Source organism: Streptomyces violaceoruber (assembly GCF_033406955.1).
Lineage (GTDB): Bacteria > Actinomycetota > Actinomycetes > Streptomycetales > Streptomycetaceae > Streptomyces > Streptomyces violaceoruber.
The window spans coordinates 7,444,120-7,459,678 of the sequence record NZ_CP137734.1 but is presented as its reverse complement, the minus strand read 5'-3'; the positions used below and the strand labels follow the sequence as shown (position 1 = coordinate 7,459,678).

Genomic DNA, 15,559 nt, shown 5'->3' with positions numbered 1-15,559 from the left:
CACCTCCTCCGAGTAACCCACATGCTACGGACGACCTCTGGCAAAGGCCCCCTCGTCCCTCCGACGGTAATCGGAGCGGCCTCGGTTCAGATCTCCGCGAAGTGACTGGGTACCACCAGGTCGTGGTCCACCCCGTGGCGATGGCAGCGGGGAGTCTGCTCGGGTGGCTCATCCCCGCTGCCGTTCCCGGTCTGGAGCAGACCATCAGCCCCGTCCTGGGTACCCTCCTCTTCGTCACCTTCCTCCAAGTGCCCGCTGGCGAGCCGTTCCGCTCCTTGCGCCGCCCTGCTCGACACCCTCGTCGTCGCCGCCGTGGTGGTGGTCACCCAGCCCCCCCGTCGAAGTCCTCGGCATGGTCGCCTACGTCCGCGCCGTCCCCCGCCCGCTCTCGGCAGGTGAGCCATCATCTTCCGAGCCCGTTGAATGCTGATCCGTACGGGTTCAGCGGCGGGAGCATCCCGTCCCGCAGGCACTGGCGCGGTCGGCGTCCACGATCCGGTCGCGGTCGACGCACGAACCGCGGGTGGCCGTCGCACCGAAGCGGAGCCCATGCCCGTCCGTCGGTCTGGTGTCACCGCCACCTCGCCCGCGCGTTGAGGAGGGGTAATCGGCCTAGGCCGGCGCCAGGTCGTTCAATGCGACCTGAAGCGCCGCCCTGGTCACCGGTGCTGCCTCAGCGACCTTCCGGAGGTCTTCATCGGTCAAGTACCGATAGCTCTGGGGCGGATGGAACGACCCGGAGGCTCGCAGCGCGGCCAGAGGGACGGGGTCCTCGAAAGCGATCGGTTCTTCGAGTGACAGACCGCTGGCCTGGGTCGCTCCGCTCATGTACTCGTCGTACTCGCGCCGGCTGATCCCGGCGCTCGTACGGCTGGCCGACCAGACCTCCCGCGGGGAGGCCACCTGCACGGAAGCGATCCGCGCCATGCCCACGATGGCCATCGTAGGCGCGGTCGCGTACAGGAGCACGGGCGTGCCCGGTGGGGCGGCGACGCGCTGCCGGCGGACCTCGACCGTCTTGGTTCCGGCAAGGATCGCCGTGGCGAACCGAGGGTGGACGGACAGCAGCATCGCGCGCTCCGGATCACTCACGTCTTTCGGTGCCCCTCTTCGTAAACGGCCTGGAACAGCGCGTTGCTGATCTTGGACAGCGACATCAGCGACAACCGTAGTCCCAGCCCGTTCGCCAACGCGGTCAATCGTGAATGCGTCACCTGTACGGGAAAGATCTCTGTGTCCGAGAACCTCAGAGCCATGACCTTGCCCGAGTCGTCGGCTGTCGCACGCACTTCGGCACGACCATATACGCCCAGGTGTTCGAATCGCGAGAAGAGGGTGTCAGGGTCGTCGATGACCACCTCGTCCAGACGTGAACAGCCGATGACCATCTTGCCCTGCTGCCCCGAAGTCCCCTCACTGACGTACCACAGGATCCGGGCGGGAACGCTCTCTCCCCGGTGTCCGGACGAGCGGTAGTAAACGTGCTCGCGGCTGATGCCCAGGACGTCGTCCCGGGGAACGAGCATGGCCGGAACGTCGAAGAGCTCCGTGGACCAGCGCGGCTTGATGGGGGCGATGAAGGAGGGCAGGGCCGTGTCGATCAGTTTGGCCGGCCACCACACCCGCTCGGCCATGCTCACGATCTCGGGCGACGCGCGATCATCCAGCCGTGGCGTCGACCGCCTCATCCGTCCCGCGATCTCCGCGGCCTTCTCCGAGACGGACTCGGCAGGTCCGCAGACGTCGACCAGGAGTGCGGTGAAACCACTCTCGCCCTCCGTGAAACCGTCCGCGCCGGCAGCCGACATCGCCGTCGGCGACAGGAACGGATCGGTGATACGGACCGCCTGCGCCCCTCGCTCTCGGCCGAGCCGCTTGAGCAGGAACAGCAGTTGCCGGGCGAGTGTCTCCTCCAGCGGGTGCGATGCCGTGCGGAGGAACGCCACGTTCAGCGTGCGGCCGTCCATAGCCCAGACATAAAGGGCTACGGGATGCCCCTCTCCGTCCCGGAGCAGCTCCCTGCTCCACAGCACGCCGTCATTGGCGAGGCTTTTCAGTCGCTCCGCGAAGGCCGTTCCACGGTCACCCTCGGCCTGGTCGAAGAAGGCGACCAGCTCTCCTTCACTGCCTGGCGCGATCTCGTCGGCGGAGAAGGCAGTCCCCATGAGATCCGCAGGACGGTACACCTGGGCCTGGCGCAATTCGTCCACATGCAGCGTGACCACGGCCGGGGAGACGACCTTGACCCGTGCGACGTCCCAGGCGATGTCGGCCAGAGCCGCCAGTGCGGGATCGCGCGTCACCAGCACCTGGAGCCCGGCACACGATGTCTCGGCCACGTAGCGCAAGCGGGAGCGCTGCCGACCGTCGAGGGGGACATCAGGCAGCTCCTTCCTGGCTGCCGCGGCCAGCTCCTCCAAGCGGATGGCCACGGCTGCGCTGTCCGGAGACAGTGACCGCAACTCAACCAGCCCCGCGCGCTCATGGTTGCGCGCCTCACGCTCCTCGACATCGCGTACATCGTGCAGAAGCTGCGGAGTGAACGCGAGCTCGATCAGGTCGGCGAGCCATCCCGCTTCGAGGGCACGCGACTCCGCAACAGCGCGTTCCGCTCCCGTACCGCGCAGCCCAGCGAACACCCCATGGTCGACGGTCACCACCAGCAGCGCATCACTCTGAGCCTCGGTGAACAGATCCTCGTGCCCCAGGTCGAGCCACCAGGTGTCCAGCGTCTCCTGGTCCTTGCCCCGCCCCAGGCTCTCACCCTTGGGAACAAAGCCCAGCGCCGTCCACATGCCGCTGAGCCCATAGTCGCGCCGACACTTCGCACGAATACCGAGACGATGAGCATGCCGCGCGCGGATCGCCTCGATCAGCGCACGAGCAACACCCCTGCCTCGATGCTCCTCGGCCACGCACAAATGAGCCAGACGCACATACAGACTCCGCTTAGGCAGCCCGAAGAGCGCGTAACCAACGACCTCCTCGTCATCCACAGCCACCAGCAGGCCGCCGTCCTCGGCGTGCTTACGGTAGGCAGGCGGCGTGAGCAGACCCAGATACTTCGTGTATCGGTCGCCCAAAGCGACAACCGCGTCCAGCAACTCCAACTGTTCCGCAGACACCGGCAGCACTCTGATCGCCATGTTCCCCCTCCGGTTCTCTCAACCGACAATGCCCCAGGACGGCATACTGCCCAACAGCGTCAGTGCCGAGCCACTGATTGATCAAAACCGGCTGACTGGCGGGAACTCACCTGACAGCCCGCAGCGACTCCTGTGACCGCGAACCTGATCAACCACCCCGGCCCCTCTGGGCCAGTACGCACCCCGGCGGTCACTCATGGGCAGAATCCGCAAGCTGGTTGATCAAGACCATTCTTCTCCACGACCGCGTGGACGCCGCTTCTACGCTTGCCGTCATGCGCGAAGTCGAGTACCGGAGCAGCGGGGTTCCGTTGGAGGAGTATGAACTCACGCGCGGGGACCACCGCCGTCAGAAGCAGAGCGAGGAGATCAGCGAGTGGGCTCGGCGCCAGGTCGAGGAGGACGACGCCAAGTGCCGGGCAGATCCGGAGAGGGCGGAGCATCGCCGTCAGGCGTTCGAGAACGTCGCAAAGCTAATGCAGTCCTTCAAGAAGGCCGACCACGAGATCATGCGGTGGCGTGTCCGGCTGTACTGCGGCCACACCATCGAGACGGAGGCGCACTACACGTATACCGCCCCCTCTCGGCCGGGTCATACGGCAGGCGATGCTCTGAGTGTGGGGCAGACCGGCAAACAATCGTGGCTTTCGAACCCATCGGACTGCGTGGAGAGCCACCGGATGCAACAGAGCCCCTACCTCCACCGCCCCCGAAGAAGCCGACACAGGCCGAACTCGAACGACGCCTTAAGACGCTGGAGAAGGAGAACGAACACTTGCGCGCGAAGCTCAGTGGCTGAAGGCCCCGACCGAAGCCACCGGGCTGACTCGCCAGCAGCTCATGGAGGCCGAACTGACGGCAACGGCGACATTCGCCGCCCGCACGGTTCGCCCGCACAATGGCAGCTCATCGCTCCCTTCGGCGAAGAGCCGGCCACGCACCGGTCGGCGTTACGCCGCCATCGCGGCGTACACACGGCCCGCGTCAGCCCCAGCTCGTTCGAGCAAATTGTTTTGAACCGCCCGTCGCCGACAAACGGAACTGACAACATGCCGCCGTCGTACGTCAACCTTAAGTCGAAGGCGGGCCATTGGAGCGGCAGGTCAATGAGCGGCAACTGTCAGTGCTGCAGTGGGTGGGAGCCGGGTGCCCTGCCGGTGTCTGGGAGACCAGCTCCTACAAGACCACGTGTCAGGCACTGCAGAACCGGGGCCTGGTCACTGTCTCCCGGAAGGGCGGGCAGTGGAGCGTCGCCCTGACGAGTGCAGGCCAGCACTACCTGGCGCACGGCACCTACCCTTTCCGCGGGTCACGCCCGCGCAAGCCCCAGGCCGCCGCTCCACGACCCCACTCCACCCGAGCGCAGGAAACTCCGGCCGCCGGACGGAAGCCAAGCCCTCCATCACAACCTCGTGTGACGTTCACGGAGCAGCTGCTGCAAGAGCTCGCGGACGCCGGCGGCCGGATCGTCAAGAACGGCAGCGGTCCGGACTTGGAGAAGTGGCCGTCCCGCGTCGCCGCGGCACGTAGGTCCGGAAGGGTCCCGGAGACGAAGGAGCTGTACGGGAGTTGGTGCCGTGGCGGGTACGAGGTCAAGCTCGTCGACATCCCCGCCTGGCGCCTTGCCGTCCTCGAACCCGTCCCCGTGCCCTCGCGGCTCGCGCGGCCGCACACCGTGGTCCGGGCCATGCAGAACGAACCCCAGCCACTGGGCCTGACCAAACCCGTCCAAGGCCGCGCCCTCCGGCTCATCCAGGCACTGATCACCGCCGCCGAGGCCGAAGGACACTCCAGTTCGGCAGGACAGACCGGCTTCGCGCCGCCATCTCATCGCCGCCGGAGGGCATCTCCCCACTTCACCATCACCGTACAGGGCCAGACCGTGGGGTTCCTTGTCCTCCAGGAGCAAGACCGGACCGAGCACATCGCCACCGAGAAGGAACTCGCCGCGGCCAAGAAGGACTCCTGGGTCAGGATCCCCCGCTTCGACTACACCCCGTCCGAACGCCTCCGCTTCGTCCTCAGCGGCGGCCAGCCGCACCGGGCGAGCGAATGGGCCGACACCCCCGGCCGCCCCCTCGAAGACCAGCTCGCCGAGATCGCACAGGAGATCACGCTTCGAGGCGAAGCCGCAGAACGCAGACGCCTCGACGAGATCGAAGCGGCACGCCAGAAGCGCATCCGCTGGGAAGCCGCCATGGAAGAAGCCCGCATCCGGTACGCCGAGGCGTACCGCGTCAGGCACTTCGAAGCGCAGGAAGCGGCTTGGCGCCACGCCACTCGACTGACGGAGTACGTGAGCGCCATACGCACGCGCGTCGAGGCCATGCCGCCAGGGCAGGCCAGAACCGACGCCGAAGCATGGATCAGCTGGGCAGTGGCCACCGTCGAGCGCCTCGACCCGCTGAACTCACCACCCCGGTTGCCCGACGTCCCCGAACCGCGAGCCGACGACCTAAGGCCCTTCCTCGGGCACTGGAGCCCTTACGGACCGACCTACTGAGCGCCCGCTCCGCCGACACCGGCATGAGCTGCTCGAGCCCTCCTTCTAGACATCGGGACCTGATGGCCGTGCCCTCGAATGATCAGGCTGGGCAGTTTGCATTTCAGCTCGGCTCGGCCATGCCCACTCAGTGTCCAACCCATGCCTGCCAAGCTCGTCAAAAAGGCCGACGTCCCACAGCCAGCCGGACTCGAACTTATTGATTCAGCCAAGGTTGAAGCGGAGCCTCAGCTGGGTGCTAACCAGTTCGTAGCCTGCGAGGTCCGGGGCGCCGAATGGGTTGGGCAGGACGGTGATGGCGCGGCGGTCACGGTCGAAGACATGGGAGACGTACACGATGAAGTACGTCTCGCCCGGGGCCAGCCGGGAAGCGCGTCGTACCTCCGACTCGCCCAGGATGATCTCTCCGCTGTCGCCCGTGGACGCCTTGACCTCGTAGAGGTAGGTCGCGTCGCCGTCGTGGATGAGGAAGTCGTAGCCGAGCCGGTCGTCCCCCGGCTGTGCTCCGGCGAGTCCGTGCACGCGCAGGCTGGACTTCCATGAGTCCTGTGGTTCGACGCCGAACTGCTTGTGCAGCCAGGCGGCCACCGCCGCCTCTCCCGCTACGCCCACAGGCACGGTGCGGTCTTGGTCGTTGCCCGCGGCCTGGTAGGAACCGCCCTGCGATCCCGTTCCGGGCTGTGACGGGGTGCGCGGCCGGGGAATGCGGGGCGCGAGCGTGGTCACGGCCGTGGCCGAAGTGGCGCGTTGTTCCGGTGTCAGGTCCGCGGCCACCTCACGGGCCAGTGCGGCCAGGTCGTCGGGGCCCGCCGGGACGAGCCTGCCGTTCAGAGCCACTTGGGGGCCGGGCACGGGTGCTCCGGACTGGCCTGTGCCCGCGGCCGTGCCGCTGTTCCCGGCAGGCGCCGACGAGCTCGTCGGGGACAGCCCGAGTTGGGCGCGCCGGTCCGACAGGGGCATGTCCGTCGGCCAGTGGCCGTGGTGGCTGAGCCAGGTGATCAACGCCTTCGTGGATAGGACCTCGAAGTCCAGCAGCCCTTCGTCGTCCAGCGCTCGTAGCACCTCTTGCGGGGGCGGCGGCACCACGGTGTGGCTCGTCGGGTGCAGACGCTGCCATTCCTGGATCAGCTGCCGTAGACGCGGCAGGTGCTGGTGGACGGCGGTGGTGGATGCTTCGCGGACCTCGGTGAGCGGCGGCAGCGCGCGGGACGTCGACGGTTGTGCGGGGAGCGATCGGGTCAGCCAGGCGTCCGCGTGAGCTTGGAGGAGCTGGTCGGTGAGGTCCCAGAGTGTCGTGTGCCAGGTCGGGTCCGGCGCGAGTGTGGGCAGGCCCCGCAGGCGCACGTAGGCGGCCAGGGACCGGCCGGAGCGGTGGACGTCGGCGTGGGCGTCCCTGATCCGCTCGGCGAGTGCGGGACGGTTTCGCTGGAGCCAGGTCGCGAACTGCTGTTCGTGCCGGTCGGTGTTGTCGATCTGCGGCAGACTCAGTGCGCGCCAGGCGCGGTTGGCTTCGGCCAGGGTTACGGACAGGGCCCTCAGCTGCCGTTCCGGATCGTCGTCGTCGAGGAGCCGCATGAGGCGTTCCGCGTCGGGTGCGCCGGTGCGGGCGGTGAGCCAGGCCAGGAGGGCTGCACGGTCGGGGAATTCCTCGACGCGCTGTTGGAGTTCCTCCGCGAGGTCGAGGTAGAGGCAGGCGAGGAGCGGCACGAGCCGCGCGCTGCCGGAGCGCTGCGAGGCGCGCTCGGCGAGGATTACGCGCAGCTGGTGCTGCCGTAGCTCCAGGACGTCCGCGAGATCCTCCTCGGAAACGTCGTCCGTCTTCAGGTCCCGCTCCTCCAGCCGGGTCAGTGCCTTCCACAGGATGTCCGCGAGGTAGGGCGCGCGGATGAGAGCGGCCAGGGCGGGTGCGGCGGTACGGAGCACCCGCCAGCCGGTGCGCGCCCCGTTGTGCATGACGACGACACAGGGCCGGTCGGGGTGTGGGTGGAGCAGGGCGCGGTCCGTGCCGTTCTCGGTGAGACGGTGTCCGGCGATCCAGACGACGGCCTCGTCGGCCACGGTCACCTCGCAGCGGCGCAGCAGGGTGGTCGCCTCGGCCACGGTCACGGGCTCCGTCCGGGACGCGCGCTCCTCGTCGAACTCCACCAGGGCCGCGACCAGGGTGAGCAGCCAGGGGCCCGCGTACTGGGTCAGCGGCAGGCGCATCGCCTCACGGATGGGCAGCCCGTTAACCTGGATGTCGTGTGTGGCGTCGCCGCACCGTTGGACGTCGAACGTCGTCCCCTGGTCGAGGAAGGCGTGGACCCGGGCGCCCAGCGCCCTGTCCCTGATCGGGATCACAGGTACCGGGATGCGGTCCAGGAGGGCCCGGTTCTGGGCGCCGTCCGGGTCCGGGACGAAGACCGGCTCGTCCGTCTCCGCCGCGTCCAGGGGTTCGAGTGCACCGGCCCGGTGGACCAGCAGCCGGTGCGGTGGCGTGGCAGGCCCGCCGTCGGTGGTGCGTGTGCCGCCGTTCGCGGGCAGCAGCTGGGCCCACGCCTTCTCGTACTCCTGCCCGATCTCGTGCGCGTGCCTGCCTTCGCGCAGGTGCGGGCCGGCCTGCACCAGGTTGGGCAGATAGCTGAGCCGATCGAGCGCGGTGCCGGGGTCGTCCCAGGAGCGGATGCCGAGCAGGCCGAGGCGTGCCACGAGCTTGGCGGACCGCCTGCTGCGCAAGGTCGCGGGCACCACGCTGAGGAAAGGGGGCGGGGACTGCGTGCCCTGCCCCCACCAGGCCCGGCCCGCCGTGGCGAACACGATCCCCTCAGCGGTAGCGCCTGGGACGGTGGTCTGCGGGATCCACGGCGCTTGGGCGAGGAAGGCGGCCAGCGGAGTGGGCCAGGGGGTGCCCGCGGAGTCGGTGTGGCGTACGAAATGCATCTCCAGCGCGGAGTCGAGCCAGGAGAAGGCGAGGCCGTGCACGATGAGTTCCGCGTAGAGCCTGCGGTCCTCCTCGCCGAAGGCGGCGTAGTCGTCCTGTCCGGGCAGCACGTCCGCGGAATGGGCGCGTGAGTGGTAGGCCACCTTGAGGTAACCGACCCGCCGCCGGTTCGGCCAGCGCTCGGCGGTCGTCCGCCACTGCGGCAGCAGATCCCGCCGGTTCGGAACCCAGAATCGAGCGGGCCAGTTGAGATCCTGGCCTCGCACTTCGGTGCGGAAGCCCTCGTGCCGGGGACGCAGGCCGTGAGCGACGCCGTGCCGTTCGAGGAAGCGCCGCATGGCCTCGACGGGGAGCGTGTCCCCGCACAGCTCTTCGGGGCGCGGGAGGAGCCGCTGCTCCGTCTGGGTGAGTACGGACGACAGTCCCCGGACGCGCTCCAGGAACCGGGTCAGAGTGTCATCGACGGAAGAGTGCTCACCGGGCCATCCCGGCCCGAACATGGCACGGCTCGCCTCCTGCCAGCCGCCCCGGGTCGGTACCCGGAGATCCTTCAGCCGCGGAGCCCTGCGCCCCTCGGTCTCCAGCGCGTGGGAGACCGCGCAGGCGTAGCGAAGGCAGGCCAGGCGCACGCTGTCCTCGACTCCGCCCTCTCCGTCCGCCCTCAGTGCCGCGGCCACGACCTCGAGCACCCGGTCGGCTCCGTACTCGTGGACGAGGCCGGCGGTCCTGAGCCAGGTGCGGCCCTGCGCTCTGCGCTTTTGGCCCTTGCCGGTCCAGGCGATGCCCTCGTGTACGAAGTGCAGACGGCCGGACAGTCCGTCGGGCAGGGCCGGAAGGGAGCCGCCCCGCAGGGACTCGCGGTCGAAGAAGACGCCTTCCCCGCCAGCCGGTGCCGGCGACGCCGACCCGGATGTGAGAATGATCCGCTTGCCGGTCAGGTCCGAGCCGTCGGGGAACTCCTGCGAGAGGTCGTAGTAGAAGTCCGCCCACCATCCAGGGTCGAAGGGGGCACTGGCGGCGGCCTCGGCGAGCCGCTCCGCCCAGGAGGCGAGGCGCTCCGACGGCGGTTCGAGGCGCGTGCCCACACTCCTCGCGAGAGACACCAGCCGCCGCAGCCGTACAAAATGCAGCTGCGGGTCGAGGAGATCGGTGACCCCACTGGCGGCGACCGGGTGCGGGGTGAAGGCCGTGGCGTGCTCCTTGCCTTCCCACAGCACTGCCCGGTGCAGGGAGGTGCGCGTGCCGGACGCCGTGGCGATCACAGGCATGAACGGCACCTGGGCGATGCCGTGACCCAGCCGCTGGAAGGCGGAAGTGAGCCGGGTCAGTGCCGTGGGCGACCGCCAGCACATCAGGTCGACCAGCGCTCCGGCGGGAATGGGGGCCCGTCCCTCGACCGTGGCGAGCACCGCGCGGGCACACGTCTCGGCCACGGTGTCGAGCAGCAGGCCATTCCACGGCACCGCCTCGTTGAACGAGCGCCGGTTCATTTCGGCGAAGAACGGGGCGTGAACGAAGCCGCGCAGGGGCGTCGGGATCTGCTCGCCCATCGGCAGGAAGGTGTACAGCCGCCCCTCCCGCAGGGGATCGGCGACCGGTACGGCGACGCGAACCTCGGCCTTCTTCTCCCAAGCCATCCAGTCGCGTCGCATCCCGCTTTTCTCGATCGACGCGGTGAGCGCCTCCCGGGCGCGGTCCGGGGCGACCTTCCCGCAGACGACGATCAGTCGCATCCGCCGGCGCAAGGTGACCTGCTGCACCTTCAAGCCGCGGGCCTGGTGCAGCACCTCCACCTGGCGGTCATACGTCTTGCCCCGGGTCTTCCCTGCGACCCGCCGCTCCAGCCGGACACGTTCCAGCCGGTCAAGAAACAGCTCGAACGGGGCGTTTTCGTCCATGAGTTCCCGCATTTGTGCCCCGACGGCCGAGCGCGCGTCGGCCGACTTCAGCGGCAGACGGACGACGGTGACGAAGCCCCGGCGCATGAAGTTATGAACGCTCTTCGGTGCCTCCTCCAGGAAGACCGGCACCTTCAACGTGAGCAGAGTTTTCTTCAAGTAGTCGTCGAAATCGGCGCGTTCAGGTGCCACCTCCCGGGCGAGCGCGTCGTAGTCATCGAGCCGGGCGAACCGGAAGGTGAATCCGTCGGGGACCCGGGATCCCTCCCTGGCCACGCTGTAGATCTCGGGTGCGTCGCACAGGTGCAGCACGCTCTTGAAGCCCACGCCCTTGTGGCCGATCCCCGCGTCGGCACGCTTGCTGGATAGGGCGATGCGGCACAGGTCCTTGAAGTTCTTGCCGCCGAACGGCGTGCCGCCATTGGCCACATAGAGGGTGCCGTACTCACCCTCGTCCTCGTCCAGCCGGATTTCGATACGTCCGTCGGCGGCGCGGGCCAGGTGCGCGTCGTGCGCGTTCTGCAACAACTCGATGAGCACCCGGCCCTCGTACTCGGGCGCGATGATCGTCTCGGCCACCGCCTTGGCCTCGCGTGCCGCGTCACGGCCGTCGTCCCAGTCCCGCAGACAGCCCCGCACCTCGATGAGTGCCTTGTCGTGAACGCGCTTGCGCACCGCGGCCCTACGGCGCTCCCGCAACCGCTCCGCCGCCCCCCGCCGCCCCCCGCCGACCCCCCGCTGCCATACCGCTGCCCCCCACCCCGTGCGCCTCCGCCCCGCTCTGCCGGTGATCCTACTAAGCGGGAAGGAGCCCTGAAGGGCTTTTGACACGAGCTGCCCTGTGACTCCGCAGCACCTGCAAAGCGGCGCAACATAGCGCGGGATTGCCGGTTAGCCAAACCGGCAATCCCGCGGATCATTAATGGCCCACCGCCAACACCTGCTCGCATGCCGGAAGGAATCGCGAAGATGACACCAGATCGACTCCGAGAGCCAAGATCCCTGGTCCCCCTTCAGCTCTCTGCAGCACGCAGCGACCCCGTCACCGATCGGCGCGCTCTCTCAGCTGGTATCGGTGCAACCGCTACCGGCCCTTGCCGCTTTGCCGTTTTTGCCAGCTGACTCCGCAGTACGAGGCCCCAGCCACCGACTTTAAGAATAGCGATACCGCCTGAGCAAGGAGAAACACTTCGAAATGCATCAAGAAAGCAAAGCGCCGTCAGGCCCCCCGCTACAGCCCTATCCGCATTCGGGCTACCTGGGACGGAACAGGGAGCGTGGAAGATGCATCAGGGGCACTGGGATTCTCACGAGCGAAGGGCTACGACCTTATTCGTCGCGGAGAGTTCCCCTGCCGCGTGCTGCGCATCGGCCGTACGACACGTGTCGTCACCGCGTCCCTGCTCCGCGTGCTCGAGAGCGGGGTGCCTGAATACAACGGTACCCACGCCGACCGCGACACGTCGTAGCACGATTCGCGCAGAAGCCCCGATGGGGTGCTTCCCGAACGGCTTCGTCGTATCAAGGGCTCCGAACGCTCGAGAGAGGTGAAGTCGACAGTTGTGCCCATCGGGGACGCCCCACTCCCTTGTGCGCTCCCTGCAGAAGCCCCGTCGGGTATGGATCCCCGACGGGGCTTCGCCGTATCACCGACATCTCACAGCGCGCTCGCCCATACAGGCTGCGGCCCCCTGGGCGCCGGGGCTCCTTAATCAGTGTCGGCAAATCGCTGCCGGACGAGGAGAAGAAGTACAGGGCGTTCCCGTAGCCTGGGCCCACGTTGCCGTCGAGATCCCTACTCCCTACCAGCGCTCCTCGGGAAGCGGGCGGCCGCTCAGACCTCACCGAGGAGTTACCTCCCGCACAAACGCTGCCTCTGCTGTCCGAGTTCGGGAGGAGAGTCAGCGGTGACCGGGCATGATCGGATCGGTGGGTTCGACGGCCATGTATGTCTCGGCCGTCCTCGCCTCCAGCACCCCGCCTCTGGCTTCGGGCCCTTCCACCACGAGGGGAGCACCGCGCAGGAGTCCGGCCGGCACCTCTTGGGTCCTGTACGCGTTGGCCATCTCCCGCCTGACCGTCACCAGTCGCTCGTCCTCGCGCTCGTAGAAGGTGCGCCGCGCTTCGCGGCTCATCTCCTCACGTTCCTCGTCCGCCCCGCGCCGCACGAGGAACGGAGCCGCAGGGAACAAGGGCTCCTCCGCTGGGATCTCCGTCTGCATCTGGTGCAGATGGGCGCAGGCCGCGTACAAACCACGCGACAGGCCAAGGTGGAGGCCAATACCGGGGATACGCCCGACCACGAACTCTTTCACGGTCGAGTGCTGTTCCTGCCGAAGCCGCTCGTAAGGCACCCCTTCGGCCAGCACACGCCTGCGTAGATCGCGGGTCCCGGCATCTAGTTCAAGCGGCCTCATGGCGCTCTTCCGCCTGGATGGTCCGCCAGGTCCCGGCCCCGTTTCCGCAAGCGGGACGACCCGCAGGTCCTGGACTGCCCCGAACGCCAAGGCTCTGAAGACGAGAAGTTGGTCCCGCGCGACACTGAGCAGATCGTCCGGGGTCTCGTCCAGTGAGGGTTCGCCTCCGTCACTCGAGGGGCCGGGTAGGGAGTGGACGCCGCCGACCGAGGACGGGCCCACGAGAGTGGTGTGCACCATCATGACGAGGTGGTCGTCCTCCCAGCGGCCGGGCTCCGGCAGTACCGTTCCGCAGAGCACCTGCCGGTGCGCGACGGCGATCTCCGCCGTCGCCTGGTCCAGCTGCCACTGTCCGTCGCGCATGTCGCCGACTCCCAGTGACTTGCGCGCCTTGGCTTCGATCAGCCACGGCAGCGCCTCGACCGCGTGATTGCCGTAGAGATCTGGAAGCTTCTTCGTCGGATCCACCAGCTCGGGTATGCCGCAAGCCTCCAGGTGCACGGTGGCCGGCAGCCCCGCCATACCGACCGTCAGCCACTGGGCCATCGTCATGCCCAGGTGGTATCCAAAGGCGGCATGGGCGCTGCGTTCTGTGCCGTGGCGGTAGACGGCGTTCACGAACAGCCGCCGCTCCGCCGCTCCAGCGGGCGCCTCGAAATCCTTGAGTGTGAGATACGCCTGCAGTGGGGCAACGCGAGCGATGAGTTCGTTGACGGCGAATGCCGGCGTCTTCCGCAGCCAGGGTGCCAGGTCGCGGCCCGCGCTGGTCGCCGCCGTCACGAGTTGCCGCCAAGTGGTGGTGGCCAGGTATTCACCGTCTGCCGGGAGCGCGTCGGTCACCGGCCATGGCTGCGCGGCCTTCGGCACCTGGCGGCGGTCCCACTTCGCCAGGTCTCCGTCGGAGCGCACGCGGACAGGTATGTCGAGAGCGTCGGCCAGCGTGAAGGTGAAGTCCGAAGCCTCGGGAGGAGGGGTGAACGCCATGAGGGGAGCCTGCCAGAGCGCGCGACTCCACCTCCACCAGTGACCGGAATGGACGGTCCGCGTTCAGCACCACATCGGCCAGTTCGAAGAGCGCGTCCGCACGTCTGGTCAGGAGAACTCGTCCCGAAGGAGTGACCTAGTCGGCGTGGTGGCTCTCGTAGAGGTGACTGCGGTATTCGGCGGCCAGGCCGAGCCAGGCGGTGACCTCGGCGTCGGCGTCCATCCGCGCACGGCCTTCCCCACGCTGTCGTGCACCACGGCTCCTTCACTGGCCGGCCCTGCGACCGAGAGGCACAGACCGCGCGCCTCCTGAGGGGCGACCAGCGTTGGCCCCAATCTCTGGACGGTAGATACCTGCAGCCGCCTTGGCCGGATCAGGATCGCCCCGTCGTGAACAGTTGCAGTGAACTGTTCACTACGTTTTGCTTCCGGTATGGCACAGTCCCTCCGCCCCCAGGCCCTGCAACGCCAACGACTGTTCAGAGACATGAGCGTGGAACAGCTCGCCGACGCTGTAGGGGTTACGCCACGTGCTGTACGCCACTGGGAAGCGGGAACACGGACTGTTGGTGACCGAGCTTTCGGCCGATTGCTAGAGGTTCTGCGATGTGGTGCGCAGGATCTGACAGGGCGCGAACCGGGTACCGAGAATCTGGCCGACTTGCGTCGTGATGCTGGCTTGAGCACGGAAGAAGCCGCCTCAGTTCTACGACGCAAGCGTGGTGCGCACGGCCTACATATCAGCGCCGAGAAGATCCGCGATCTTGAACGCGGCAGACGTGTGCGCGGCTGGATGTGGGGATCTCCCGAGACCCTGGGGAGGGTGGCGCACATGATCGCCCAGGTCTATAAAGTCCCCGACCGGGTGGTAATGGATGCCTGGCGCCGCAGCCGCCCGGAGGACCCCCTTCCAGTGCTTCCCATCCGACGTCCCCGTCAGCCTTCCGAGGAGTCGATGGCTGTATGGAGGGCCCTCAACAAGCGGCAACGTACCTATCTGACGTGCATCTTCCGTCACGATCAGGAGGTAGAGGAAGAACAGCGGCAGGCCCGCTTGGTGGGAGCGGAACAGCGACCGGCAGCCGAGTGGCGGCGCATGACGTTGGCGGTCTCCGCCTCGTCTGATGTAGTCGGGTACACCCGCATTCAGGAGGGGCTGCGCGCAGCGGGGGTACATGACCCAGGAGCTGGATCGTCGGTGGCCGCTTTGGAGCGGCGTGGCCTGATCGTCGTGTACCGGGACCGGCTGTATGTCGACGGTCTGGGGGATATCCCCCGTACCCGGGTGGAGATGACCCGGCACGGGCGAGCGGTGGCCCGTGCGGCCCTCGGGGCTCCCCGGGAAGCAGGACCACCTGCGCCGCTGCTGTCGTTGTGGCTCTGGAAGATCATGGTCCGGGTCGCGCGCGCCGGAGCGCAGGGGGTGGACGGCAGCCTCGCCGGGCGTGGGCCGCATTACCTGGCGGTGGGGCAAAGCCCTGATGGACGGACCCCGAGCCGGGGCTTCATCGTGTTGCGGCACCCCGACGGAGTGACTCACGGACCGTACCGGTGGTTCCTCACCGACTCCGGGCGAAGCCACATCGCCGACCACCTCGACGCCTACCGCGGCCTGTATCCCAGCATCGACACCGAGGGCCTCGACGAGAGCTCTGGCTGAACTCCCCTCCGGATTCCCAGGGCCCATTGTC

General features: G+C 68.0%; 6 protein-coding genes and 1 pseudogene. 3 read left to right on the top strand and 4 right to left on the bottom strand.

Translation table 11 applies throughout. The features are described from left to right. Positions 1-140 precede the first annotated feature (140 nt). Positions 141-281, top strand: a pseudogene (locus R2E43_RS33460) (arsenic resistance protein); the annotation flags it as partial. 331 nt (positions 282-612) lie between these two features. Here R2E43_RS33460 and R2E43_RS33455 read toward each other — a convergent pair. Next, positions 613-1,092, bottom strand: coding sequence for an ASCH domain-containing protein (locus R2E43_RS33455; RefSeq protein WP_332056842.1), 480 nt, complete (start codon positions 1,090-1,092; stop codon positions 613-615). Next, positions 1,089-3,146, bottom strand: coding sequence for a GNAT family N-acetyltransferase (locus tag R2E43_RS33450; protein WP_332056841.1), 2,058 nt, complete (start codon positions 3,144-3,146; stop codon positions 1,089-1,091). The genes R2E43_RS33455 and R2E43_RS33450 overlap by 4 nt, the downstream gene beginning before the upstream one ends. 1,414 nt (positions 3,147-4,560) lie before the next feature. On the opposite strand from R2E43_RS33450, the gene R2E43_RS33445 reads away from it, so the two are divergent. Then, positions 4,561-5,649, top strand: coding sequence for a hypothetical protein (locus tag R2E43_RS33445; protein WP_332056840.1), 1,089 nt, complete (start codon positions 4,561-4,563; stop codon positions 5,647-5,649). 204 nt (positions 5,650-5,853) lie between these two features. Here R2E43_RS33445 and R2E43_RS33440 read toward each other — a convergent pair whose 3' ends face one another. Together R2E43_RS33440 and R2E43_RS33435 are read right to left on the bottom strand one after the other, a co-directional pair. Continuing rightward, complete coding sequence (locus R2E43_RS33440) at positions 5,854-11,142, bottom strand: sacsin N-terminal ATP-binding-like domain-containing protein (RefSeq protein ID WP_332056839.1); 5,289 nt, start codon at positions 11,140-11,142, stop codon at positions 5,854-5,856. A 1,226-nt stretch (positions 11,143-12,368) separates the two neighbouring features. Continuing rightward, a complete protein-coding gene (locus R2E43_RS33435; RefSeq protein ID WP_332056838.1) occupies positions 12,369-13,868 on the bottom strand; it encodes a hypothetical protein in 1,500 nt (499 codons plus the stop codon). A gap of 433 nt (positions 13,869-14,301) precedes the next feature. On the opposite strand from R2E43_RS33435, the gene R2E43_RS33430 reads away from it, so the two are divergent. Then, the gene (locus R2E43_RS33430; RefSeq protein ID WP_332056837.1) at positions 14,302-15,528 is read left to right on the top strand and encodes a helix-turn-helix domain-containing protein; all 1,227 of its coding nucleotides are present in this window, start codon (positions 14,302-14,304) and stop codon (positions 15,526-15,528) included. The last annotated feature ends 31 nt before the right edge of the window (positions 15,529-15,559 follow it).

Bases quoted from the DNA above. Each gene is read 5' to 3' on its own strand.
- R2E43_RS33450 (WP_332056841.1), bottom strand. From the start codon at position 3,146: ATGGCGATCAGAGTGCTGCCGGTGTCTGCGGAACAGTTGGAGTTGCTG.
- R2E43_RS33435 (WP_332056838.1), bottom strand. From the start codon at position 13,868: ATGGCGTTCACCCCTCCTCCCGAGGCTTCGGACTTCACCTTCACGCTG.
- R2E43_RS33430 (WP_332056837.1), top strand. From the start codon at position 14,302: ATGGCACAGTCCCTCCGCCCCCAGGCCCTGCAACGCCAACGACTGTTC.